General features: G+C 55.8%; 15 protein-coding genes. 4 read left to right on the forward strand and 11 right to left on the reverse strand.

Annotation, left to right across the window (positions count from 1 at the left end; genetic code table 11):
- Positions 1 to 352 precede the first annotated feature (352 nt).
- Positions 353 to 3,058 carry a glycoside hydrolase family 3 C-terminal domain-containing protein gene (locus HDF15_RS05330; RefSeq protein ID WP_184253478.1) on the reverse strand — a complete coding sequence of 902 codons (2,706 nt, stop codon included), beginning with the start codon at positions 3,056 to 3,058 and terminating at the stop codon, positions 353 to 355.
- A gap of 213 nt (positions 3,059 to 3,271) precedes the next feature.
- On the opposite strand from HDF15_RS05330, the gene dcp reads away from it, so the two are divergent.
- The gene (gene dcp, locus HDF15_RS05335) at positions 3,272 to 5,407 is read left to right on the forward strand and encodes a peptidyl-dipeptidase Dcp (protein ID WP_221314289.1); all 2,136 of its coding nucleotides are present in this window, start codon (positions 3,272 to 3,274) and stop codon (positions 5,405 to 5,407) included.
- 195 nt (positions 5,408 to 5,602) lie between these two features.
- On the opposite strand, the gene HDF15_RS05340 is transcribed toward dcp, so the two are convergent.
- The 3 genes from HDF15_RS05340 to HDF15_RS05350 all read right to left on the reverse strand — a co-directional run bounded on the left by HDF15_RS05340 (position 5,603) and on the right by HDF15_RS05350 (position 12,959).
- Positions 5,603 to 7,768, reverse strand: a complete 2,166-nt coding sequence (locus HDF15_RS05340; protein WP_184253480.1) for a TIR domain-containing protein — start codon at positions 7,766 to 7,768, stop codon at positions 5,603 to 5,605.
- A 319-nt stretch (positions 7,769 to 8,087) separates the two neighbouring features.
- On the reverse strand, positions 8,088 to 9,227 hold the full coding sequence (locus HDF15_RS05345; protein ID WP_260330857.1) for an esterase family protein: 1,140 nt from the start codon (positions 9,225 to 9,227) through the stop codon (positions 8,088 to 8,090).
- Between the two features lie 228 nt (positions 9,228 to 9,455).
- Positions 9,456 to 12,959 carry a carboxypeptidase-like regulatory domain-containing protein gene (locus tag HDF15_RS05350; RefSeq protein ID WP_184253482.1) on the reverse strand — a complete coding sequence of 1,168 codons (3,504 nt, stop codon included), beginning with the start codon at positions 12,957 to 12,959 and terminating at the stop codon, positions 9,456 to 9,458.
- A gap of 131 nt (positions 12,960 to 13,090) precedes the next feature.
- Here HDF15_RS05350 and HDF15_RS05355 point away from each other — a divergent pair, with 131 nt between their 5' ends.
- Complete coding sequence (locus HDF15_RS05355; RefSeq protein ID WP_184253484.1) at positions 13,091 to 14,533, forward strand: ATP-binding protein; 1,443 nt, start codon at positions 13,091 to 13,093, stop codon at positions 14,531 to 14,533.
- A gap of 2 nt (positions 14,534 to 14,535) precedes the next feature.
- Positions 14,536 to 15,231 (forward strand): response regulator transcription factor, encoded by a 696-nt coding sequence (locus tag HDF15_RS05360; RefSeq protein ID WP_184253486.1) that lies wholly within the window; start codon positions 14,536 to 14,538, stop codon positions 15,229 to 15,231.
- 27 nt (positions 15,232 to 15,258) lie between these two features.
- Here the strand turns inward: HDF15_RS05360 and def are convergent, their stop codons facing one another.
- From def to HDF15_RS05375, 3 genes are all read right to left on the reverse strand, one after another.
- Positions 15,259 to 15,849: a peptide deformylase gene (def, locus tag HDF15_RS05365; protein WP_184253488.1), complete on the reverse strand. Its 591-nt coding sequence runs from the start codon at positions 15,847 to 15,849 to the stop codon at positions 15,259 to 15,261.
- 132 nt (positions 15,850 to 15,981) lie between these two features.
- Complete coding sequence (locus HDF15_RS05370) at positions 15,982 to 17,859, reverse strand: family 2A encapsulin nanocompartment cargo protein cysteine desulfurase (protein ID WP_184253490.1); 1,878 nt, start codon at positions 17,857 to 17,859, stop codon at positions 15,982 to 15,984.
- Positions 17,846 to 18,763 (reverse strand): family 2A encapsulin nanocompartment shell protein, encoded by a 918-nt coding sequence (locus HDF15_RS05375; protein WP_184253492.1) that lies wholly within the window; start codon positions 18,761 to 18,763, stop codon positions 17,846 to 17,848. Before HDF15_RS05375 ends, HDF15_RS05370 begins: the two co-directional genes overlap by 14 nt.
- 320 nt (positions 18,764 to 19,083) lie before the next feature.
- Here HDF15_RS05375 and HDF15_RS05380 point away from each other — a divergent pair, with 320 nt between their 5' ends.
- The gene (locus HDF15_RS05380; RefSeq protein WP_184253494.1) at positions 19,084 to 19,587 is read left to right on the forward strand and encodes an Lrp/AsnC family transcriptional regulator; all 504 of its coding nucleotides are present in this window, start codon (positions 19,084 to 19,086) and stop codon (positions 19,585 to 19,587) included.
- Between the two features lie 467 nt (positions 19,588 to 20,054).
- Here HDF15_RS05380 and HDF15_RS05385 read toward each other — a convergent pair whose 3' ends face one another.
- The 4 genes from HDF15_RS05385 to HDF15_RS05400 are packed head-to-tail and all read right to left on the reverse strand — an operon-like array spanning position 20,055 to position 25,520.
- Positions 20,055 to 22,181: a glycosyltransferase 87 family protein gene (locus tag HDF15_RS05385; protein ID WP_184253496.1), complete on the reverse strand. Its 2,127-nt coding sequence runs from the start codon at positions 22,179 to 22,181 to the stop codon at positions 20,055 to 20,057.
- A 60-nt stretch (positions 22,182 to 22,241) separates the two neighbouring features.
- Positions 22,242 to 23,297, reverse strand: coding sequence for a radical SAM protein (locus HDF15_RS05390; RefSeq protein ID WP_184253498.1), 1,056 nt, complete (start codon positions 23,295 to 23,297; stop codon positions 22,242 to 22,244).
- Positions 23,275 to 24,558, reverse strand: coding sequence for an amidohydrolase family protein (locus HDF15_RS05395; RefSeq protein WP_184253500.1), 1,284 nt, complete (start codon positions 24,556 to 24,558; stop codon positions 23,275 to 23,277). The genes HDF15_RS05390 and HDF15_RS05395 overlap by 23 nt, the downstream gene beginning before the upstream one ends.
- On the reverse strand, positions 24,555 to 25,520 hold the full coding sequence (locus HDF15_RS05400) for a class I SAM-dependent methyltransferase (RefSeq protein ID WP_184253501.1): 966 nt from the start codon (positions 25,518 to 25,520) through the stop codon (positions 24,555 to 24,557). The genes HDF15_RS05395 and HDF15_RS05400 overlap by 4 nt, the downstream gene beginning before the upstream one ends.
- Positions 25,521 to 25,563: the final 43 nt, after the last annotated feature.

The following is a 25,563-nucleotide window of genomic DNA, read 5'->3' on the forward strand; positions in this document are numbered from 1 at the left end:
AGACTTAGAGTAGTTCTTGAAATTGCGTGGAAAGTAGAAAAACAAGAGCAACGGCAATTGCCGTTGCTCTTGTTTTTGCCTTTGCTTTTCTGGTTGTCATTCCGAGCGCAGCGAGCGAACCTGCTGTCTCCCGCTCTTTGCTCGTACCACCCAAAAGACATATGAGCTGAAACGGATAGGGGTTGCTTTGTGGCAACGCGTAACGTTTGTGGCAACACTGGCGAAAAACGGGAGACAACAGGTTCGCTCGCTGCGCTCGGAATGACAACCAGAAAAGCAAAAACTAAAACAAGATAATATGCCTCTACGCCATTTCAGAAACGGCTTTATAAATAGCTACCAGAGGCGACGATCAATGGATCGTCGCCTCTAGTTTCAGGTCACGCGAGGACGAGCCTGCTCTCAAGGTGCGGCTCCCCGCTGGCAGAACCCACGCATTGGTTGACGTCGACCAATACTGGAACTGACGTGGCTGAATCCGCAGTGTGACTTCTTTGCTCTCGTTTGGTTGCAGCGTCAGACGATCGAAGGCCACCAGCTTCCGCTCAGCAAACTGAACCCCCGCAGGCCGATCCTTAGGCGCTTCCAGATAAACCTGAGGCACTTCATCGCCCGCAACCCTCCCCGTATTTTTGATACGAATGGAAACCGTGGCACCTCCATCCGGAGACCTCGTCGCCTTCATATCCGAATACTCGAAGTGCGTGTAAGAAAGTCCCTCGCCAAAGGCGAAGAGCGGATCGATCTTACGCTCGTCAAACCAGCGATAGCCGACCAGTACGCCTTCGGAAAAAGTGGTCTTTCCGTCCACGCCTTTAGCAGAGCGCTCAGGATGCGCCGGATTGGTCGCGGGATAGTCCGTCAACTGCTTTGCCCAGGTGAACGGCAGCCGTCCAGCCGGATTATTTTGTCCCAGCAGTGTCTTCGCGGTAGCCCATCCGCCTTCGTCGCCTGGCCACCACATCTCGAGCACCGCCTTCACCTTCGGCAGCCAAGGCATGTCGATCGCCTGGCTGGTGTTGAGCACAACGATCGTGTTCGGATTGACTGCAGCAACCTCTTCAACCAGACGGTTTTGCTCACCCGGCAGCTCGAAGCTCGGTTTGTCGCGCGTCCAGAGAAATACAACCGCAGTCCTTGCAGACTTGGCCGCTGCCAGCGCTGCCGCATGATTAGCCGTCCGCATCTCAGGCGTCATCCAGTTGAGCCTGATCTGTACCGGAGCACCCGAGGTATCGCTTGAGATCTCAACGGAGAGTGTATGAGCACCTTTCGATAACTGGATCGCACGGCGAACATTGTCCAATCCATCCGTCGTGGGGAGCCCGTTGTCCTGCGAAGCGTGCTGGATGTCGCCATGTACGGTGCCCTTGGTTGCACCGGTACGACCAAGTTCCTTTCCATCGACCCATAGGCGTCCGCGTGTACCGATGGCCTGCAGGTAGAGCCAGTACTCACCATCGGCCCGCACGGAGAGTTCTCCCTTCCACGTGATTGCACTGTTCGGAGGGAGAGCGCTGTGATTCGTCTGCGTAAAGTCCAGGATCGGATCGACACTCTTCTTACCGTTGCTCTCTGCGCGCAGCAAGCCCGGCTGACCATCGTGCGACAACAGCCCGGCAGGAATGGGCGTGCCTGTCATGTCGTCATCCACCGCGTAAGCAATCTTCGCGTTGGGCGCGAGCTTTCGGAGAGCGGCGAGTGGGCCGACCTGACGCTCCGTAAGACCTGGGGAGCGCTCGCCAAAGGTGCCAATGGCAGCAACCTGCCCAGCGGTTGGGCCAATCAGCACGAGGTCGGCGAGCTCTTCTTCCTTGAGAGGAAGTACATGGTCGTCGTTCTTCAAGAGGACTGCCGCATCCTCTGCGGTCTTCTCGATGACTGCGGCATTTGCCTCAACGTCCTGCGGGGTGACGTTGTGTTTCTGCTTGCCATCAAGGTAGCCGAAGCGGTCCATCTCATAGAGCACACGCCGTGCCGCTTGTGTAATCGTGGCCTCTGTAATCGAGCCGTCCTGAAGAGACTCCTTCATGGTCTTCGGGTCGGCATCGCGCGGAAAGGCTCCAAGATCCAGCCCCCCTTTGCGTGGCTCTTCCGGAATTGGACCACCCAGTATGCCGGCCAGGTCATCCGCGTTCAGCTCGCGGGGCGCAGCGCCCGCTGGAGTCACTGTCCGGAAAAAGGTATGCATGAATGCCGCGAAGGGACTGTCGGCCGGGACCTCGCCAGGCATCTCCATGTCGAGTCCGCGATTGATGAACTTCACGCTGTGCACAGCGCCCCAGTCGGACGTGACGAAGCCTCGAAAGCCGATCTGATCGCGGAGAATCGTCTTGAGCGTGTTGTCGTTGCCACAGGCGAACGGTCCATTGAGCCTGTTGTAGGAACACATGATGGACGAGACACCCGCACGCACAGCCTCTTCAAAGGGAGCGACATAGACCTCGTGGAGTGCCTGCTGATCGATGAAGACGTTGTAGGAGTCCGTATCGTAGCCAACATAGTGTTTGGCCTGCGCCATCACGCCCTGAGACTGGGCTCCCCGAATCTCCGCAGCACCCATCTTCCCAGTCAGCACCGGGTCTTCTCCAAAGGTGTTGTATCCGCGCGCGAAGGTAAGGTCACGATCGATATTGATGAACGGCTGAAGCACAACATCGATGCCGAGCGATCTCGCCTCACGCCCAATGACGATGCCGTTCTGCTCCGCATCGCGAAGGCTGAACGTAGCGGCGACACCCATGGTCGCAGTCTCGGCCTGCGCCGGAACACGGGTCAGGAGGCCCGGCGGTCCATCTGCGAAACGAAGGGAGGGAATATGCAGACGGGGCACCCCAGGCAGATAGCCGGCCTGTCCCTGATACTCTGCCTCGGGTTCCACACCACCCCGAATCAGGTTCATCTTCTCTTCCAGGGTCATCTGGTGCAACAGGCGATCGATGCGGGCCTCATTCGCCCTCTCTGCCGGAACGGCCTGTGCATACGATGCGATTGGAACCACGACCATAAAACAGAGGGAAACAAACAGTCCGATCTTTTCAAAGCTCTTCGCGATCATTCTTTATTCCTTGCCTGTTGTTATTGGGAATCGAATGCGCAGTCCATCTTACTCATATCTCTGCCCACGGTTTGGCGGTGACCGCCCCACAGGATCGATACCTTGGTATTTGCGATGAAGTATCCTTCCTGAGACAGGAGACATGCACCCCGCATTCCCTCAGGAGCAAAAGACAATATGGCAACCATGCAGGTTTTCAGGAGGACTCGTGCCTTGGCACAAACCGGACTCATTCTCGCAGCAGGCACACTCGCCCTCGGCAACAGCGCAGCCGCACAGCAGCCTGCTGCCTTCGGGCCGTCGAATCCCTTCTACGCACCCAGCACTTTGCCCTTCCAGGCGCCGCCCTTCGACAAGATCCACGATAGCGACTATCAGCCGGCGATCGAGGCCGGCATGGCCCAGCAGCGCGTGGAGATGAATGCCATCGCCAACGATCCCGCCGCGCCAACCTTTGAGAACACCATCATCGCGATGGAGCGGTCCGGGCAACTGCTGGCCCGCGTCATGGGGGTCTTCGGCGGAGTCGCCGGTGCGAACACCAACCCCGATATCCAGAAGGTGCAGGAGATCGAAGCCCCCAAGCTGGCCGCGCACCAGGACGCCATCAATCTCGACAGCAAGCTCTTCGCCCGCATCTCGGCTCTCTACGAAAAGCGCGACGCGCTCAAGCTGGAGCCCGAGCAACTGCGCCTGCTGGAGTTCGACTACCGTCAGTTCGTCAAAGCCGGAGCCAACCTCTCCGAGGCTGACAAGACGAAGTTGAAGAAGCTGAATGAAGAGGAGTCGATCCTCTCGAACGCCTTCATCACCAAGCTGCTCGCGGCCACCAAGGACGCCGCCTACAGCACCACCGACAAAACCACCCTCGCTGGACTAAGCGACGCCCAGATCGATGCCGCGGCACTCGCAGCCAAGGACCGCAAGCAGGACGGATTCGTCATCCCACTGCAAAACACCACCCAACAGCCCGATCTCGCCCAACTGACCAACCGCAGCACGCGGCAGGCCCTCTTCCAGAACTCCTGGACACGGGCCGAGCGTGGCGGAGCCAACGACACCCGCGACACCATCGCTCGCATCGCACAGATTCGCGCGCAGAAGGCGCAGCTCCTTGGCTTCCCCAGCTACGCTGCCTGGAACCTGCAGGACCAGATGGCCAAGAACCCCGAGGCCGCACTCCACTTCATGGATGCTCTCGTCCCTGCTGCAACCGCCAAGGCTCAGAGCGAGGCACAGGATATTCAAGCCCTGATCGACGCCCAGAAGGGCGGCTTCAAGCTTCAGCCCTCGGACTGGGATCTCTACTCCGAACAGGTCCGCAAGGCGAAGTTCGATCTCGACCAGGCACAGGTAAAGCCTTACTTCGAACTAAGCCGCGTGCTGCAGGATGGCGTCTTCTACGCCGCCCATGAGCTTTATGGCATCTCCTTCAAGGAGCGCAAAGACATCCCCGTCTATAACCCCGATGTGCGTGTCTTCGAGGTCTCGGACGTCAACGGCAAGCCGCTCGCGCTCTTCTACTGCGACTACTTCAAGCGCGACAACAAAAACGGTGGCGCGTGGATGGACGAGTTCGTCGGCCAGTCGAAGCTGCTCGGCACGCTGCCCGTGGTCTACAACGTCGCCAACTTCGCCAAGCCCGCGCCGGGCCAGCCTGCGCTGATCAGCTTCGACGACGTCACCACCATGTTCCACGAGTTCGGCCATGGCCTGCACGGCATGTTCGCCAACACGACTTATCCCAGCCTCTCCGGAACGTCAGTCCCGCGCGACTTCGTTGAGTTCCCTTCCCAGTTCAATGAGCACTGGGCAACCTACCCTCAGGTCTTCAACCACTTCGCACGCCACTACCAGACGGGCGCTCCCATGCCTGCGGAGTTAGTAGCAAAGATCAAGAAGGCTGCGACCTTCAACCAGGGCTACGCTCTCACGGAAATTCTTGCTGCCGCCGAACTCGATATGCAGTGGCACACGCTATCACCGACGGCTCCGATCCAGGCGCCGGACAAGTTCGAGCAAGAGGCTCTGGTACGTAAGCACCTCGCATTAGAAACCGTTCCAACCCGCTATCGCTCCAGCTACTTCATGCACATCTGGGGCAACGGGTATGCGGCAGGCTACTACGCCTACCTCTGGAGCGAGATGCTCGACGATAACGCCTTCCAGTGGTTCGAAGACCACGGCGGCCTTACACGAGCCAACGGTGATCGCTTCCGCAACATGGTGCTCTCACGCGGCAACACGGAAGATCTCGAAAAGATGTACTCAACCTGGCTCGGTGCAGAACCAAACGCGAAGCCCATGCTGAAGTATCGTGGATTGACCGCAGATAGTTCGGCACAATAACCGCAGCAATAGCCAAAAGGGGCAGACTTGAGTCTGCCCCTTTTGCTGTCTAATTCATCTCATAACTGCGATCTTGTACGCCAGAAGCCTCCCGCAGAAACTCGGCGTTACTTTCCGTCGAGAGCGCTCAGAGAGACAGAAACGAGGCACGCTCAATTAAGTCGATTAGATTACCTATTCCTTGTCGGCAACCCTCTATGAATGCCTTACGAGGAACGCTTCAAACCAATCAAGCTCATTTCTTTCCAGCCAGCGTTTCTTCTCTTCCGCTGTGAGTTTTCCGATTCCTAAGATAAGCGCGCATCGAGTCATATCATCTGATGACGAAAAAGCCTCTTTGAGCAGTTGAGCTTCTGACCGACCTCCGCTGACGGAAAGTGCCAGTGCTCCATACCTGCGGATGGCCTGGGACCCACTATTTCTGAAGACACGACCAAGTTCGATCGCGTGATTCCATGCAGCATCAGATCGGAATAAATCAAGTATCCAGATCGAATAGAACTCAGGTGCCTGTTGCGGGCCCGCAGCAAGGATAGGGGCAAGCAGTCCCGTTGCAGCGTTCTTCTTGTCATCGGACGAAAGATGCTTCCCCGTCAGGAAAAACGACTGAAGCGCATGGGCAACAGGATATAAACGGCCCAGATGGCTCATGACTATATCGATGAGGTCAGCACGCTCAAGAGACGATAGCCTGTCCAAAATGAATGCGACTTTCTTGTAGTCAATCTCATCCTCATCTAACGCTTCCGTAAGGACTTTCTCAAGGTCTACCGAATCCAAGGCTTCTCGTTCACTCTCTGTTAACTCGTCAAGAAGTCGACCGGATTCATCGTAGAAATGGTCTTCGATCAGCTTAGCAAAACGCGCCTCAACAGTATCTTCTGAATTTCCGCTCGTAGACGTTTCCAAAATGTAGTCCGAACACCGCTGCAGCTTTGTCTTTGCGGCATGAAGCGACAATCCCATTTGGGAGGCGAGGAGTTCGCCAAGCTTGCGTATCCCCCACTCAACGATTTCACGCGTAGCCCCATAAATTACAAAATCATCAATGTAACGGATAAAGTCCACATCTGCGCCCAGAAGCGCATCATCAATCTGAATCAGTGCGGCTTCCGCGAGAGGTCTTGATGCTGCGGGACCTATGGGTATTCCGTAAGTTTCGGCATCAGGTGTTAGATTCTGGAGAAAGCGCTCTACCACAACAGGGAAAAGGCTCAGATCTCCCAATCCCTCTGTACAGAAGTCCAGTGCCTCACGGACAGGCCGGTGCCTGAGTTGTGAATAGAAGTCGGCGATATCAACGGAACCCATATAGCCTGTGGGGAAGGACCGTGCTCGGCTATCCTTGGCTTCTGCGAATTCTGCGTGACTAGAATCATCTCCATAAAGCTCATTGTCTTCGCCAGAAAAACGGAATGAGAATACTCGGGCCTCGCTTTCCGAAATTCTGCGATCGTTAATAGCTGACACAAGCCGTGCTACCAGCGCAGTGTAGAGAATTAAATCAACTGGGTGTAACAACGTCACAGGCCGAAGAAAAATTTTAGATTTTGGAGCAAACGCGCGTGTTGGTCGGAACGGCTGGTAGTGATAAAGATCGACCTTCGTAAGAAGTGTACGCAGTTCGGTCCAATCACTTTCGACAACTGCCCACTCTGGGGGATCTGGGAAAAAATCCCCGTAGCCATGATGCAAAATGGCGTTGAATGCAGAATCGAGAGTCTCCTCACTAAGACAAAAAGTATCTATTTGTACGGGTGCGACCATTTCTGGTGCTGCTTCGGGCCGTACAACAGTGCTGTCTTCCATATGTCCATGGGAGGGAATATCATTCGTCTCGACTAGATTGTTTTCTGCAAAATCGAACGAAGGCACTGGGCCAATAGCAGGCGCTGCGACTGATTGCCTGTGTAAAGACCTTAGCAGTGTCTGGTATGCTTCTTCGGAATAGGGGTCCCCACGTAAATCCACTCCAATTTTTGTACGGAGCCATACGGGAGAAGCAGTATCAAACTCGTCCGCTCTCAAGATCGGAACGAATTTGTCACTGTCAATGCGTGCGGCTATTTCGCTTGTGATGATCATGGCTTCATAGCCCACACCACCTGTCCGACTCCCCGCTTTCTTAGCATACCGATCAGTACAGACGATTAGGACGCGTTCCGCATTGGTAACGGACATCTCCATGAACTGAGTCCTATCTCCCCCAGGCTGGAGAGCCCATTGGTCCAAGATCACGTCGATACCGTCTCCACGAAGTCGAGTTGCGAATGCCAATACCCATTTACGATGCTGTACAGAATCCCACGAATAGGACACGAATACTTGCGGCGGTAACTTTTCTATTTCGTCGATGATCATTGACAAATGATTCCTCTCACGTGCTACCGCAGACACGACGCCTTAAAGGTTCGCAGGGCCAAACATAAAGTTCGTAGTTGCTCCAACCGTAGTTCCTGAATGACAAGATCATTCTAGGCATTCGCAGCTCGTCAGGCTCAACAAACACACTTGCCGTCATCAACCGAACAAGAATCTACCTTTGTACGACACAGATCGAGCTGCCCACACTTACAACTTGCGAGAGTGTTAAAAGTAGCTTTTGAACAATTTCCATGTTTGGATGCTTTGATTAGTCATCAACGCTCATGGAGCACTATCGGTACAGACCCCCTTCGGGCTACTTCTTCTCTCCTGCAACGGGATACCCCTGCCACACATACTCCAGAGCCTCAGACAAGGTCTGCTGCTTCACCGCACGATCCGTGTGCCCCGCGTTGCGAGCGAAGACAAACTGGTAGTGGTAGCCCTTCGCTGCCAGCACCCGCGCCATCTTCTCGTTAGCAACAACCCAGTCGTGCATCTCGTCTCTCATCGCATTCGGATTGAGCAGGTCTCTGTCCCCCACTTCCATCCAGAGTCGAATCGGCTTAGCCGGAGTCTTCGCAATCAAGTGCTCGTGAAACTCCCACGCCCCATGAGGAGTCTCGGGATGATACGGCCACTGCTGATTCACATAAGTCCCTGAATAAGTAAGAACGCGATGGTATAACTCGGGGTGATACCACGCCATGATGAGGGCACAGGAGCCACCAGAGCTGCCGCCCATCGTCGCCCGGCCTTCGGGGTCTTTGGTCAACTTCACGTTGTACTGCTTCTCCACAAGAGGCAGCACCTCTTTCTCGACGAACTCCGCATACCGGCCGGACATGGTGTCGTACTCCAGGCCGCGTTCGCTGCCCTGGGCATCACCACCACCATTGCCGATAGAGATGGCGATCATCGCCGGCACCTTGTGCTCAGCGATCAGATTGTCCAAGGCCAGAAACAAGGCCCGGTCAGGGCCGTCCGCTCCAACGATGAACGGAGCGGCCGTTCCCGGAACGTACTGTTTGGGAACATAGACCGACACCTTGCGAACATAGGGAGCAGGATGGCTGGTCGTCACCATGAGCTTGCCGGGGTTAGCGGGATCGGCCGTGCCGAAGGTATTGGCGTCACGCGCTATGCCGGGATAGATCTTGCTATCCGCTGAGTTCATTGTAAACTCATACACTGTTCCCTTCGGCACGCCTGTCTGCTCGGCCATCTCCGAGGCATAGTTGTGCGTAGGGCCGATGATAAAGTTTCCATCCGCATTCGCCGGCGGAAGAGTGCCATCGGGCAGTTCCGTAGCCGTAACATAACCAGGCGTATGAGGGTCGCGGGTGGGTGGCGTCGGGCGAGCCGGAGGAGCCGCAACCTGCGGTGTCTGGGCTATAGCCAGGCCTGCGCCTAGCGTCATGCTGATCAGGAACGTGCTACTCAAAAGACGAAGCAAGGTAACTCCTTTGGATCTCGGTGAGCAAAGTTGATTCAACCGCAAAAAGGTCTTTGCCTTCGGACTCCACGATTGTAGTAGAGAGGAGTTATCGCTGGCCGGGACTCGAAAGCGTTTGAGAACACTTACGCAATTGCAGAAGCGTGTCCCTCCCAGGATATTTCCTCATCCCACAAGAAGAGGGCGAGGAGAGTTCATCTCCTCGCCCTGAAATGATCAACAGCAACACTAGAAATCGAGCCGAAGAGCTGCCTGCCCGGTGCGGTTCCCTGCGTTCTCTGCAGTTTGCGGTGCTGTCAACGCCCCAAAATTACCATTATCGATTTGCGTTGCAGGAGGCGCAAAGTTCGTGTGGTTCAGCACATTCGTAAAGGTCGTCTCGAAGCGTGCATGCAGTTTCTCAGTAATCCGGAACTGCTTTGCCACTCCAAGGCTTACCGTGGCCGTTCCAGGCCCCTCGAGAATTCCGACGCCTGCATTGCCGAAGCGGCCTGCTCCTTGTGGGGTAGCAAGGAAAGACAGGTTCTTATAGGTCACAGCATTCGCTGTTCCTGCCGGTACAACATCGGGACGAAGTCCCACACCCCTACCAGCTACATTGGTGTTCGACTGATCGAACGAACTGCTGATACTTGGCGTAAGCCAAGGACCGGTCTCGAGCAGCGTGATGGTCGTCAGATCCCAGCCGCCAAGAAAGGCGTCCATCAAGCGGCTTGTATCCATAAACTGCCGCCCCTTGCCAAACGGAAGCTGATAGACACCCGTAAGCAACATGCGATGGCGGCGGGTACCCTCGACATTCCCAAGGTCCTGCTTGACATGGAACCGGTCGGCGATGGCAAGCCCATAGTTGACCTCTCCCGCAAATGCAGTCGGCGTATCGCCTTGGTTGTCGGCAACGTTGTTGGCATACGTGTAGTTCGCGTCCAGATAGAGGCCATGTTCCATACGATGGGTCGCTTGTAGTTCGAACGCGCGGTAGTTATCCTCACCCGCATTGAAGGTGCTCAACAGCGTCGTCCAGTTTTGATAGGGAGCACGACTATCCACGAAGGGTCCAGCCGTCCCAGCTGCAGCACTGTTATACGGAGTTGTGCTGGCGGGAATCTGATTGAGATCCTCCGTAATGCTCAGCCGGTACGAGTGCATCCCGACATAGCTTGCACGAAGCGATGTCGCGTTCGACAGTTGCCGTTCTATGGTCACGTTCCACTGGTTCGACTGGGGATCGCGAAAGTTAGGATCAACCCCCTGGTCGAGGCCACCACCACCAATCGCCGGACCAGCACCAGCCTGATTGGGCGGAGCTGTGTTTGGGAAAAGAATCTGTGGAGTATCAGTCCCCGGAATAAGAGCGTTTGAATAGACGTGAAGACTGGAAGTCGGATTGCCGCTGTTGTTGAACGAGAGTGGTCCGAGGTTGGTCATCGTATAGATACCGAAGCCTGCGCGAACAACGGTTTTCGTGTCGTTGAAAGGACGATAGGCGATCGATACGCGCGGCTGGAAGTTACCTTTATAGGTATTTCTCAGACTTTGCGGCAGGCCGTCCTGGCTTGCGGTGACATATTTCGTGCAAGCAAGTGCCGTATCACCAAGATTGCACGCATTGAACGACTGCTGAAAGGCGACATTCGATGCAGTGATATTCTGGCTGCTCAGATACCCAGCCAATGCATCCGGAACAACGATCGAATTATTACGCTGATCGAAATTTGCCAGATTGCCGCCATCCTCCTGGAAACCGGGAAGAACCTGCCAGCGCAAGCCATAGCTGAGAGTTACACGGCTGTTTAGCTGGAACTCATCCTGCCCGAAGAAGCTGTACTGCGTCGCCGTTCCACCGACATCAGGACTGGAGACAGCAAAATAGAGCGTAGTTGGTGCGCCTTCAAGGAAGTCGCCAAAAGCATTGCCAGTAAAAGGTGACTGGGATTGAAAGACAAAATCTCCGAAATCGTCTGAGCCAAACTCGGGAGCAAAGCTTTCCAGATCGAAATACCTGACACGACGGATATCGACTCCGCCCTTTAAGGTGTGTTTACCGAACGTATAGGTGAGGTTATCGCTGAACTGTGTGGTCTTGGACTGAGTGACTCCGGCCTTATCTCTGCCAATAGGACTAAAGCTCGTACCCGCACTGAAATTAAAGGTGGGAAAAGCGGCGGTCAACGGATGCTGGCTGATGTTTACGCCGGTCAGATCAAGTTGAGATAGGGCCGTCGAACCTTGAATGGGAAAGTTGACGCTCGTGATGACATTGGTGAAACCATAGCGAAACTCATTCAGAAGCTTTGGGGTGATCGTATAGGTGTGCGAGATCAACAGGCTGCGATTATGGATGGAATCCACATCGTTTGGCAGAAATAGATTTGCCGCATCCGAGGTAATGTTCTTCCGGCTGAAACGTACGTAAGCCGATTGCTTGGACGTGAGTGTCTGGTCGATGCGAATATCAGCTCCGTCAGTACGTGCCGGAGTCGACTGGAAGTTTTCATAGTTAACATTGCCTGGGGGAACGTTTCCGGGCACGTTTGGCAATGGATAGAATGTCAGCAAAGCCTTTGCCGTCGGACTGATCAGCGCTGACGGAACGTTCTTAGCGCTGATATCCGCGAGATTTCCACTTCTGTCGGCTAGGCTCGGCACTATAGCTTGTTGAAGGGCCGCGGTGTCGCGGCGATTGCCCTCATAGTCCGCAAAGAAAAATGTCTTATCGTGCCCATTGTATAAATGCGGGATAACAACCGGACCATTGAACGAGCCACCAAAAGTATTGAACTTTTTAGGTGCCTTTCCACTAAAGCCATAAGGAGAGGCATCCAGAGCCTGGTTCTGCAGATATTCGAAGAGGCTTCCGTGATACTGGTTGGTTCCGTTCTTTGTCGTAAATGTCACGTCACCGATTTGGGAAAACTCTGCGCTGTTATTGAAGGCGGTTACCTTGACCGCGGCAATTCCCTCCTGTGAAGGGTAGGCATCCTGCAGCGCTCCGTTCTGACGCACGTTAGCAGTCGAAATACCATCGACAGAGAAGTTCACCATGGAAGAGCTCGCGCCACCCAGCGCAATATTGCCCGAGCTATCCGTCTGCACATTGGGAGACAGGGCGAGAGAGCCCAGTGGGCTCGTGGTCGTCGCGCGATTGTTCAGAGGCAACTGGGTCATCTCGATATTGGTCTTCGAGTCGCCGATGGTCGCATTTTCCGTGTTGATCTGGTCGGCTGCGCCCGATACTTCCACGGTCGTCGCTTCTTCCGCGACCTTGAGCGTGGCCGCAAGCCTCAGATCCTGGCGAGCTTCCACCGAAATTCCGGATACCACCGTATCGGCAAATCCTTCGCGATGAGCACGCAAGCTATACTTTCCAGCTTTGACGTTTTCAAAGATAAAGTCGCCGGAGGCATCGGTTTCAATGGCGCGATCCGTATTTTCGTCGGTGCTGTGCAATACGATGTGCGTATTTGGGATGGCTGCACCTGTCGCGTCCTGGACAGTGCCTCTGACGCTTCCGAACGTCGACTGCCCCCGTGCAACAGTGGCAATCAGGAGCAAACAGCAGGTGACGATCCGGATAAACAGGAAAGACCCGCGTTGCGGAGCAAAGCCGCCTCGTGTGTTTTTTTGCCGGGCATTGCCCTGGGCTTGACCCTGCGAAAAGCCGCCTGCATTGGACACCTTCCCTGCGCTGGGTCTTGTTGTATTTGGAAGAAGGCCTCTAAGAAAGTTCACGTTGAATCACCTCATAATGTCGAAAAAGACCGACACTTTCAGTGAATCGCGGAAGCAATTTTCGACGCATAAGCAGTTTCTTAATGCTTTCCTGATTACTGTCTTCCTATAGTCGAAAATGGGATACCTCAATGTTTGCCAGACCAATTCGCCTTGTTCTCCGCAGGATTGCGGCTGGCAGCATTGCAGCAGCGCTGCTCACGTTTCTCGCCTTTCGCCTTCATTTCAACCTCTCGGCGGCAACGTCGGTCCACTTCCTGCTGATGTCAGTCATCGCGCTTCGCTGGGGATTTCTCGAAGCCAGCATCGTCTCCATCCTCTCGGTTGCCTGCCTCGACTATTACTTCACGGACCCTATCTTTGCGTTCTATATAAGGGACTCCCATGACTGGATAGCCCTCGCCACCTTTGAGGTCGCAGCGCTTCTCGTCAGCAGGCTCTCCAACCAGATGCAGCGCCACGCACATGAATCGGAGCTGCACCAGGCCCACCTGCAGAAGCTATACGCCTTGAGCCAGCACATTCTGCTCCTCGACCGCGAAGGAGCCGTGGAACAGCAACTCGTTCACATCATTCGTTCCAGCCTGCAAGTCGAAGGGATAGCGCTATGGAACGGCTACGACCTGCATATGTACAAGAGCGGAACCTGCAACTTCGACGACGATCAGGTTCGCTCCAGCTTTCACCTGGAGACAGACAGCGACGATGCGAGTACAGGCATCTCCCGGCGGGTCCTGCGGTCAGGGACACGCCCCATTGGGGCGCTTGCCTTATGCGGACATTCGCTGGATACGACTTCCGTCAATGCGGCAGCTTCGCTCGTCTCAGTTGCAATAGAAAGAGCCCGTTCGTTTTCGACCGAAGCAAATGCCGTAGCCGCCCGGCAGAGCGAACAACTTCGTTCCGCCATACTGGATGGCATGGCGCACGCCTTCAAGAGCCCGCTCACCACCATCCGCACTTCAAGCTCGGGACTGCTTGCGATGAATACCCTCTCCGGAACTGAAAAAAAACTAGTCAGCTTAATCGACCGGCACGCCAGTCATCTGAGTGATCTCGCGAATCATTTGCTCCTGACAGCCAAGCTGGATAGCGGCGATATCAAGGTAAACCGCGAGGAGATCGACCTTTCCCAACTCGTCGAGAACAGCATCGAAGCCTCTTCCCAGGAACTGGACGGCCATGCGATCGAAGTCCGCGTAACAGAGCGCCCCAGAATCGTGTACGCAGACCGAAAGCTGCTTCAGATGGCACTCCTACAGATTCTCGACAATGCCGTAAAGTATGGGCGGCCTGGTTCTCCAGTTCTTATTGCAGTCGAAGAAGAAGGGCCGGAGCTGATCATTGCCATCAGGAATGAAGGCTCCTTTATTCCACCGGAAGAGAGAGAAAAGGTCTTTCAGCGCTTTTATCGCTGCTCGGGATCGATTCGGACAATCTCGGGAACGGGGATTGGGCTCTCCGTCGTCAGGCGCATTGCCGAAGCACATCAAGGGAAAGTATGGGTCGATAGTGATATCGAGAATGGAACAACCTTCTCCATCACACTGCCCAGCCTGGCCGCAGAGGAATAGACATGGATCAGAAGAGTAAAGTGCTCGTGGTAGAGGACGATGCAGGTATCCGGCAGAGCTTGTTCGAGACATTAGGAGCGCTGGGTTTTGCAGTAGGCGAGGCCAGCAACGGAGAAGATGCTTTGTTGCGTCTCCGGATGGTCAACTACGATGCCGTGTTACTCGACATCAATATGCCTGGAATGGGTGGCAAAGAGACATGCCGCAGAATCTGCCAAACCTATCCGCATCTTCCTGTTGTGATGCTCACCGTGCGCGACGAGGAGGAGGACATCGTTGAGGCTTTGGATGCTGGCGCCTTTGACTATGTCACGAAGCCCTTTCAGATCCGCGAGCTTACAGCAAGGTTGAGAGCCGTCATTCGTCGCAGCCACATCCCCGTGGCTAACCCGGAGATCATTATCGTAATCGGAGAGATCACTCTGGATACAGATCGCCGCCGAGTAGAAAAGAGAGGCGAAGACCTTCATCTAACTCCGAAGGAATACGAGACTCTTCGCTATTTGATGGAACATGCCGGACGCCCCGTTCGTCATGAACGAATCTTGACCGCCGTTTGGGGCTCCGCCTATGGCAATGAACGTGAATACCTGAGAGTGATCATCAATCAACTCCGCAAAAAGATTGAAGACGATCCCGCACGTCCCCTCTATATCCTGACCGAAAGCTATATTGGCTACCGCTTTCGCGAGAAATAAAGTACGGCAATAAATGACTGTCCACTTCTAATCCTGGATAGCCTTAGAGATCGCATACTCGATAGAACGATCTTTCCAGTGCCTCGTGTAATTTTCAAGCGAAGAAAGGCTGCGAGCATGCATTCGGTCGATATAAAGCGTGCCGTGCAGATGGTCGATCTCATGCTGCAGAATACGCGCATACCATCCTGAGGCTTCGATGACCCGAGGCTCTCCTCGATGATCGAGACCTGTAACTCGTACCTCTTTCGCCCTGGGCACAAGCGCGGTAAAACCAGGCAGGCTCAAACAACCCTCAAAGAAAGTAGCAGTGGATTCTCCACGAATCTCAAGGACCGGGTTCACAAGAACGTGGAATGGAACTGCGGCTCGTCCACGTTCCTTCATCTCTGATTCAGTAAGATTTTTGTGATACTCGGCTCTGTCTTCGATGACAGCGAGTTGCAACGACTCTCCCACCTGCGGAGCGGCGAGTCCTACTCCGGGAGCATCGCGGACGGTCTCCCTCATGTAATCAATCAGGTTCTGAATCGAAGGGCTCAGGATCTGCTCCTTCGACAACACCTGCGAGGTGGCTCGCAGAACCGGCTCTCCAACAGTCACAATCTTCAAACGCATCTTCGGTTACCTTCGCAACGCGAGTATACCTTTGACGCGGGCCAGGATTCCTGGACTCAACCCTGTGCCTGCAGAACAGGCTTCGGCATCGGACTGTAAAAATCCCGTCCGATGCCGAAGTCTATTCGGCCCTTACCGGCCCAGGCTCTTCAACCGAATCAGTCCTGCAACCAGTGCATCGATGTCCTCTGCGTTGTTGTAGAGAGCCAGCGACGGACGCACTGTCGTCTCCACACCGAACCTACGCAGAGTCGGCTGTGCACAATGATGGCCTGAACGTACCGCAATGCCCTCACGGTTGAGCGCCGCGCCGACTTCCTCGGTACGAAACCCATCGAGCACAAAGGAGAGCACACCAGCCTTCTCCTTGGCGGTACCGATGAGCCGCAACCCTGGTACCGTCAGCAGACCCTGGGTCGCATAGACCAGGAGCTCATGCTCATAGCGTGCGACGTTTGCCATACCCAGTTGATCCAGGTAATCAATGGCCGCACCGAGGCCAACAGCATCGGCGATGTTGCCCGTGCCGGCTTCAAAACGCGACGGTGGTGGCTGATAGATCGTCTTCTCGAAGGTAACGTCGACGATCATGTTGCCGCCACCCTGCCACGGCTGCATCTCCGCCAACGCATCCGGCTTGCCGTAGAGCACACCGATACCGGTCGGTGCGAACACCTTGTGGCCGGAGAAGACGTAAAAATCGCAATCGAGCGATTGCACGTCAACGGGCATGTGCGACACAGCCTGTGCGCCGTCCACGAGCACGCGTGCTCCGTAGCGATGCGCCATCTGCACCATCTGGTGCGCCGGCGTAATGGTGCCCAGCGCATTCGATACCTGGGTCAGAGACACGAGCTTTGTTCTGGGCCCAAGCAGCTTCTCAAACTCGTCGAGAAGAATCTGGCCATCGTCGTCGACTGGTGCTACGCGCAGGCGCGCACCCTTCTCCGCAGCCAGCATCTGCCAGGGAACGATATTGGCATGATGCTCGATCCAGGTGATGACAATCTCATCCCCCTGCTCGATGTGACGGCGACCCCAACCCTGCGCCACCAGGTTGATCGCTTCCGTCGCACCGCGAACGAAGACGATCTCTTTGCTGGAGGGAGCATTGAGGAAGTGGGCCACTTTATTGCGCGCATCCTCATAGGCATCGGTTGCACGCGCAGCGAGCTCGTGGGCAGCACGATGGATATTGGAGTTCTCGTGCTCGTAAAAGTACGAGAGGCGATCGATCACGCTCTGCGGCTTCTGTGTCGTCGCAGCATTGTCCAGCCAGATGAGCGGCTTGCCGTTCACCCGTTCCCGCAGAATGGGAAAGTCCCGGCGCACAGAACCGATCTCAAACTGCCGGCGTGGCAGCTTGAGATCCAACGCCGGTTCAGAACGAAGCGCAGGCAAACGATTCGCCGGAGGTGCCTCTACAGGCTTTGCCTGTGTACCGGCACTCTCCAGAAAGTAGAACGAATTGGCCGATGGAGGAGCAGAGGGAACAGACTCCGCTACTAGTGAATCGGACGAAGCAGGAAACAGTGGTTCAAAGGAGAGAAAAGCTGTATCGAACGCAGGCAAAGGCATGGAAAACGGAGACACCAAAGTATCCGTCGCGATATTCCGCGGAGCGTACTGGCCAGCCTCTCCCATAGGAGGAAGCTCGGTTGTAGGAGAAGAGTTTGCTCTCTTGGGAAACACGAACGAAGTCCCCGCCAATCTTGAGGCGTCGGCTTCGCTGGGGAGCTTGTCTACGGCGGGCATAGCAGGGAGCGAAGGCAGCGGTGCTCCAAACTGAGGCATCCCCGTCCCTAAGCTCGGTGCTACGACCGGCATCTCCGGCGCAGACGCGGCCGCAAGAGGAGAAGACGCCTGCCCCGGCAGCGCACGAAAGAACTCGTTCGCCAACTGGGCGATTGCCGAAATATCCGGCAATGCGCCCATGGACGGACCGTTCATCTCGTTTGCGCGGGGAGAGTCTCCTGCATTTCCGATCTGGTCCCGCTCACTTGTACTCATGATAGTGTCCGACCTCTACGTTTTCGAGTACTCCGAGAGCATCCTGGGTCAGTACCGCTGCCGAGCAATAGAGAGAAATCAGGTACGAGGCAATCGAGTTGCGATCGATGCCCATGAAGCGCACCGAAAGACCGGGAGTCTGTTCGCCGGGCAGCCCAGGCTGGAACAGACCGATCACGCCCTGCTTCTTCTCTCCGGTGCGCATCAGCATGATGTTGGTCTTGCCGGCAGCATCGATGCCCAGCTTGTCCGTGGGGACCAGGGGAATTCCGCGCCAGGTGAGGAACGGCGAGCCGAACATGGTCACGGTCGGAGGAGGAACGCCGCGGCGTGTGCACTCACGGCCAAAAGCGGCGATGGCACGCGGATGGGCCAGGAAGAACGCCGGCTCTTTCCAGACGAGCGAAAGCAGCTCATCCATATCGTCGGGAGTGGGCGCAGCCTTGCGGACCTTGATCTTGAACGAGGGGTCGACGTTGTTCAGCAATCCGTAGTCGGCATTGTTGATGAGCTCGCTCTCCTGCCGCTCTTTGACCTTCTCCACCGTCAAACGAAGCTGTTCGCGGATCTGGTCATGAGGATGGCTGTAGAGATCGGAGATGCGGGTATGCACGTCGACGATCGTCGAGATCGAGCTCAGCGTGTACTCGCGCGGCTTCTCAACGTAGTCGACAAAGGTCTCGGGCAGCTTCCGCTCGTCGCGGGTTCCGCAGGCGACTTCGATCTCTGCATCATTCTTGACCTGGTTCACGCGGTAAGTGCCCGACTCAACCGGTGTCCAGGAGAGGAGCTGCACGAGCCAGCGGGGCGTGATCGCCGCTAGCTGGGGAGTGGTCTTTGTTGTGTTGGCTAGCTGGCGTGCTGCTGCATCGCCTACTGTACGACGGGTCTCATGTGTGGCCACGGTCTTACTCCTTGATTTCGTCTTGCTCAAAATGGATGAATACGGCCACAGCTTCTGTAAAGTCCTGTCGACCGCATAAGAAACGCCCGAGCCCTGAGGCAGCGCGGCATTCTTGTATCACGCCCTTGATCATAGCCAGCTCGGCAGACCGCTGGAATGAGCGATCTATGGTATTTCCAGGTTTCTGCATTAGAAAGAACTGGACGACTATGCCTTTTCCGCATAATGTTAGGGAACCACCTACGATGGCCTTTGAGCACATCTGCCGGAGAGAGAAGCCACACGCACCGCTATCATCGTCCGTGTGAAGGAGAGCGAGCATGACTGGAGTGCCGTCGTCGGGCATCGACGACATCGATTGCGAGATTCTGGCAGAGCTGCAGGACAATGCGCGCATTGCGTTTGCAGAACTCGGCCGCCGCGTAGGCTTGTCGACCCCGGCGGTCATCGAGCGGGTTCGCCGGCTTGAAGAAAAGCAGGTAATCGTTGGTTATCGCACGCTCGTCGACCCCTCCAAGGTGGGGCTTCCCGTGCGTGCCTTCGTTAAAGTAACGGTGGCCGGCGACAAGCTCGCCAAGTTCTCCGCCCTGGTTCGCAAACTACCCGAGGTGCTGCAATGCCACCGCGTTACCGGCGCCGAGTCCTTCATGGTGCAGATAGCTGTCCGCGATATGGCTCACATGGAAGAGGCCATCGACTCCATGATGCCTTACGTCGCAACCAACACCTCAATGATCCTGGCCTCCCCCGTTCCCTGGAACAGCATCCTGCCGGCAGCCCGTTACGGCCGAAAGCCGCGCCCACATAAGACTGGCAACTCTTAGGCGTGTCATCAAACTGCTTTGGGGCGAAATCGAATTGTGCAACAGTTTGTTGAGGCACGGAGCGGAAGGACACGATTTCACAGACTGCGGAAAAACTCGTAGGTGAGAAGGGCATCCTGATCTTTAGGGCCAAGGGCCCGTTTCATACCAGCCTGGGGTGGAGCGTAGCAGCGAGCGATCTTTCGCTCGCTGCCAGCGTAGCCCCAGGTACAGGACCACCTCGAAAGCAGAGGGCTGTAGGCCCGATTCATCGTGCCTGGATGATGAATCGGGCTTACAGCCCTCAACTTTTATTTCTGCACGTAACCTGGGGCGTCGCTCCCGGAGCCACCACGCTGTCGCGTGCTGGCCCCGGTCTCGCTTTGCCCCAGGCTGGTATGAAACGGGCCCTTGGCCCTAAAGATCAGGATTCTCTTGTTTCCTATGACTTTTTCCGCAGCCTGTTCAACCCCTTACGACATGGCGCTTTAGGGAATCACTCTTCGCCGTGAAACAGCGGTAAACCACAGGTTCCGGCCGCAGTCCGTGCTGTAGAGCAGCGTCTTTGAATCGTCTTCCCACCCCGGCTGAATCTGGTTGCAGGGCTCATCGGCAATGCGCTGCGTCGCACCGGTCACCTGGTCGCGAAGCCACAGGTTCCACACCCCCTGATCGAAGTGGCTATAGGCCATCCATCGTCCGTCCGGAGAGAGCGCCGGATAGCGCGACTCCCCAAGTGCAAGCGGAATGTTCTCGTGCGTTGCATCGCTGAGATAGAGCTGCGGCGGACGCCCAGATTCAACAGCGGAAAAGGCGTACTCCTTTTCCGAACGGAAAGAAGCTTCGTAGACATTGAATGAAGAGGGAGTGAGCGTGGACTCGCCTGCAGTAGCCGACTCAAAACCCCTTCGCACCATCAACTGCCCTCGACCACGATCGTCACGCACAAAGGCAAGACTCTGCGCGTCAGCAGAGAGCATCGGATTGCGTGCGTCATCAACGATGACACGGGACGGGTCCTGCACATTGACGATCTGAGAACGCCGGTTCCGTACCCTCTCCACCAGAACTTTCTCGGGCTGGACATTCCCGAGACTACTGGTGAAAGAAAGATCGTCGTCCGGAGAATCGGTAGAAGGATCGTTCCACACCTCAGACTGGTTCTCCGTCACCAGCCGGTATCCCCCGGGCGTAAATGCGATATAACGTACTCCCGAACCCGCAGGCCGCGCGCCTGCACTGAGGAACCCCTGCGCCTGCAGCGGCAATCGGTAGGCATACTCCTGCCGCACGGCGCGCTCCCGATGAAGAGTAGAGAACACGGTGAAGACTACGACCACAGCCATCGCGGCACCCCAGGCATAGCGGCTCCAGTCCTGCACTGTATCTTTGGCCGGACGATCACGCCACTGCAGCAGATAGATCCCTGCAAGCAACGCCAGCATCAACGGAAGCCGCGGCCCATACAGCAGAACCAATAACCCCGTCGCCTGGTGCGGGGCTGCTATGGGAAATCCGATACCGAAGTAAACCACCAGTAAAGCAGCCAGCCACCCATACCACCCACACCGCAGGAACTTTGCGGCTAACACACAGACCGGCAGAACCATCAGCACAAAGTTGTACGACGCCGGAACTGTGGAGATAGCCAGAGACGCGGTCACCAGCGCCGACCATTCCAGCAAGATTCGATCGCGCGTGTTGTCTCCCTTGCGGATGAGCAGCACCGCAGGCGCCAGCGTCAACATCTGCAGTACAGGCAGCAACAGGGCGTAGCACAGCGGAGAATCATGCCACGGATGCGGGTTCCACTGCGGCTCAGAGAGAAACAGATAATGCAGAACGCTGGAGAAAGAAGCCACTGGCGTATAGGGCGGCAGTGCCGCGCCGTGCAGGGTCCAGGGCAGAATCTCATGCAGGTAAGTGCGATGCACGTTCCAGCCGAAGACTGCGACGGATACAGCAGCGGCGGCCAGCCCGGTGACTACTCCCGAGATCAGGGCGCGCCAGGATCTGCGCTGCAGGAAGAAAATAAGGAAGAGAACGGGAAAGATCTTGCAAGCCGCGGCAATCGCTATCAAAGCACCGGCCCAGGCATAGTACTTGCGCAGGTAGGCCCAGCACGCCGCCACGATCAACAGGATCAGGAGCACGTAGAGCTGGCCAAACTCCAGGTTGCGATACAGTGGAACGCTCACTGCGAAAGCCAACGCAGCTCGCTGATAGGTCAACCCGGTCATCGAGCGCAGCAGCCAGCAAAGCGGAATCAGGAACGCCAGACTCAGAAGTATCCAGATATGTTTGGCCGTAAGAGGCGCAAGCCTCGTAAGCGGCCACATCACCAACGTCGAAAAGGGTGTGATGGGAACCAATCCGATAATACGAACATCGACAGCACGATGGTCCTTCTCGCGCTGCAGCCAGTCCCACTCGTACATACGCGAGGTGTCGAAGCCCTCGTGCGCCAGCCGGGCCGCCGTGTAGTAGTTGGGAAAATCCGTAATCAGGCTGCGCCAGGCTCGTGGCAGCGTGTGGGAACAAACGTAAAGAACGAGCAGGAATAGAAGGCCGCGCTCAGCCCAGCGGATGGTGCGATGGTCCTGCGAAAGAGTCAAGGGTGGCCTACCTAAGTCGACAGTTGTACAGCTTTCACCGAGAACTCAGGCCCCAAAAGGTCAGGCCCGCGGACTCTTGTAGTTCAGCGAACATACGCATCGCTGACAAATGGGGTCCTCTTCAACATTTAACGACGCGCGAAACTGCTGTGCTTCTTCGCTATTGATCACTTGCTCCAGGGTCTGATCCAAAGTGCTCCCGATACTCTTGTGAAAGAAACACGGTCGAACAGAACCGTCCACTTCCATAACAGCCGATACCCAGGGAGCATTGCATTGCGGAGAGACCGGAAGCATCTCCCCAAGCTGCTCTTTAAAGCGGCGAACAATGCGTCTCAACTTTCCCTGTGATTCGACAATATATTTCGACTGGATATCCTCGGCATTTTCCTGAATCAGCGATTCGACTTCGCCTTCCAATGCCTCCACCTCCTGTCGAGTAAGTGCAATCTGGTTCTGCTTCTCCCCAGGCCATATGAGCTCACGGTTGAAAGCCTGGGAGGTCACGTCCGCCGCCAGGAACGAGATGGAGTCCAACGACAGCCCCTTGGCCCCTGCCACGGTCTGCCGCAGCAGGAGATGGCTTGCTTTCTGCACCGTGCTGCGGCCGTGGATGGGCATCTCGGCCTTTATCCGTCTTACGGCCTGGATGCCTTCGCCGATCAGCCGATAAGCGCCTTTCACCCTTCTCACCTGGTCATGCACTTCTTCGGGCCCATCGATGGAGATGATGATCTCATCGACCCCTTCCGCTATCACTACTGCCTTCTTAGCAAGCAATAGTCCCGTCGTAAGCAGGGTGATACGCACACCGCAGTCTCTAAGAAAACTGCATAGACCTTCGAAGTTGCGATGGAGCAAGGCTTCTCCGCCAGTAAGAACAACCTCCTGGACACCGAGTTGCAGGATCGATTCGCGATGGCGCGCGAAATCTGCCAGGTCAAGCTCTTTGCCATCTTTCCGCTGCCAGATATCGCACATCACGCACCGGCAATTGCAGTGCTCGTGAACATTCAACAGAAGAATGGGCAACCGGACAATTCTGCTTCCGGACAATTCTTTGCCGTTCGATCCGGGCACAGGAATGATATTTTCAATGGCTGTTTGAGTAGACATGCCCGGCCTCCATCCTTGCTGGAATACGAATCGATCTACCCCCCAGGCAGACCCCATCGACACCCAACACCTCTTCGGCCGCGCTCAACAGCTCTTTCACCGGCGCACGCAGCCATCGCATGGTCCCGTCAATCCACAAGGGCTCCATTCCCTTCTTTACGGGTAGAGGCAACCGTTCGTAGACCTTTTCCGAGGCAAGCTGGACGCAGCCCCCAAGCATGACGAACTCCACGTCATGCAGGGAAAGCATCTGCAGCCTATCGGCTGCGTCGCGATTCGTATCTCGAACAGCCATCAGGTCTCCTCTACCGGATACTCTTATCGTTCCCTCCGCCTCTCGCAGTCGCAGAATCGCAGCGGGAGTTTCTGTCACCATGCGATAGGCAGTATGGGACGAGAGATTGCAGCAGCGCATGGCAAAGCGGACTTCATCCAACAGGTCACCTTCTGCGGTCAGTGGCGAATCATTTCCCAAAGCAACGTTATCGATATCCCCAAGGAAAGACAGATCTGGAAGCTTTCCAAAAAGAAAGTCATTGGAAGAAGGGCAGACGATGAGCGAGGCCCGGCGCTGCTGCATGAGCTCAACACCGCTACGATCGATTGCCAGTCCATGCACCAGGACAGCCCTTTCGTCCAGAAGGCCGAGCCGATCGAGCTCCCAAAGCTCCTCCCGCGCCTTCTCATCGACACCCTCACAAGCATGCACAATAAAGGCGCAGCCTTCAGGTGTAGCCGCACGGGCCACGCGAAGGTCGCCGCCGAAAGCCAGAGAGTGTCCCCAACCATATTGCTCGACGACTCTTACCGGAAAGTCCTCTCTCTGCAACTCAGGCCAGAGAGGGTTGTGATGGCTTACCGTTGTTACTCCGCAGAGAAGGTTGCGTATCCCTCCCCACCAAAGACGCACCTCTTTGGGAATAGACCGATGCTTTGCAATGACATCGGAAAACTCGCTAAGAATATCTGTTCCCCAATCGATATAACTCCGATAGGGTGGTCTTGCCAGCCTGGGATAAAGAGCGAATTCCAGGTGGTCGTGCGCGTTAACAAGGCCAGGCATCACCAGGAAACCACTGAGGTCAATCTCGGCGCAGTCCGGCGACGCAATCGACAAGGAAGACAAATCGCTCAGGATACGAGTGACTCGTCCGTCAGCGACCTGTATGGAGGCGTAGGTAGTTTCCTGCGGCCCCAGCACGCAGCGTCCTCCATGAACGGCTACAGGTCTCGGTTGACTTCCGGCGAAGTGGTCCATCATGCATTCTTCCGCGCTGCATAAATACGAAACCGGGAAGGCTCGCGCCTCTGGCGTAACTTCGCTACAAGGGGACGCATCGCCCACTTGAAGCCGTAGTAAGGAGAATGGATCGTCCATTGAATGGACAGCTGCTCTTCGAGAAGCTGTAGTCGCTCGTCTGTAAGATACTCAAGGCTCTTGATAGAGTCCGAAGCGGTTCCATAACGCTGGGAAAAGGCAGCATGCCGTTCAGACACCATCTGCCTGCCACTCTCGTCACGGGAATACCAGGGTGTATCGCTGACAATGACCAGGCCACCCACTCTGACACACCGGAGTGTCTCGCGAAGAGTAGTCACATAGTCTTCGGCATAGTGGAAAGAGGCGTTGAATATAACGGCATCAAACTGTTCGTCCTGGAACGGCAAGTTTGTGGCTTCCGCCTGGAATCGCGGAAAGAGTTCAGGTAGATATTTTTGATAATGCGCAGCGGCTCCGAGACCATCGCGATCGTTCGCCAGCAAGTCGACCGCAACCGGGCGATACCCGGCAAGCGCCAGGCGATAGCTCATCCAACAATTTCCCGCACCGAGATCCAGAACCCTTCCGCCACTATCCTCGGGGATTCTCTGCAATATATGCTTCGTCAGATAGTCATAGCTGCGTGCTCGGATATCCCATTGCTTGCTGTTGCTTCCGGTAGTGTCTTTGTAAGGGAGACCAAGATAGAAGTCTTCCTTTGTGCTGCCTCTGCCTTCCGCAGCTCTTATGCGCTCGTAGTCTTCCATGAAGCGTGCGTAATGCGCGACTCGTTCCGGCGGAAGGGCATGCACGATTCCGTGCTCGAGCTGCATTCGAAAGCCGCACGACACACAGTCCAGTCCACGCACGTCTATCCGGCAGCGAGGGCACTGCAGGTGCATGTCGAAGTGGAAGACAGGGTCAATGGTGTCAGTGGCAGCGTCTTTTTTTACTAGACTCATGACTACACCTTCTCCAGATGCAGCGACAGACAGGGGGTCTGCA

This window comes from Granulicella mallensis (genome assembly GCF_014203225.1).
GTDB classification, from domain to species: domain Bacteria; phylum Acidobacteriota; class Terriglobia; order Terriglobales; family Acidobacteriaceae; genus Granulicella; species Granulicella mallensis_A.

Excerpts from the sequence above, each read along its gene's own strand:
- HDF15_RS05330 (WP_184253478.1), bottom strand. The coding sequence starts at position 3,058 with ATGATCGCGAAGAGCTTTGAAAAGATCGGACTGTTTGTTTCCCTCTGT.
- HDF15_RS05340 (WP_184253480.1), bottom strand. The coding sequence starts at position 7,768 with ATGATCATCGACGAAATAGAAAAGTTACCGCCGCAAGTATTCGTGTCC.
- HDF15_RS05355 (WP_184253484.1), top strand. The coding sequence starts at position 13,091 with ATGTTTGCCAGACCAATTCGCCTTGTTCTCCGCAGGATTGCGGCTGGC.
- HDF15_RS05360 (WP_184253486.1), top strand. The coding sequence starts at position 14,536 with ATGGATCAGAAGAGTAAAGTGCTCGTGGTAGAGGACGATGCAGGTATC.
- def (WP_184253488.1), bottom strand. The coding sequence starts at position 15,849 with ATGCGTTTGAAGATTGTGACTGTTGGAGAGCCGGTTCTGCGAGCCACC.
- HDF15_RS05370 (WP_184253490.1), bottom strand. The coding sequence starts at position 17,859 with ATGAGTACAAGTGAGCGGGACCAGATCGGAAATGCAGGAGACTCTCCC.
- HDF15_RS05380 (WP_184253494.1), top strand. The coding sequence starts at position 19,084 with ATGACTGGAGTGCCGTCGTCGGGCATCGACGACATCGATTGCGAGATT.
- HDF15_RS05390 (WP_184253498.1), bottom strand. The coding sequence starts at position 23,297 with ATGTCTACTCAAACAGCCATTGAAAATATCATTCCTGTGCCCGGATCG.
- HDF15_RS05395 (WP_184253500.1), bottom strand. The coding sequence starts at position 24,558 with ATGATGGACCACTTCGCCGGAAGTCAACCGAGACCTGTAGCCGTTCAT.
- HDF15_RS05400 (WP_184253501.1), bottom strand. The coding sequence starts at position 25,520 with ATGAGTCTAGTAAAAAAAGACGCTGCCACTGACACCATTGACCCTGTC.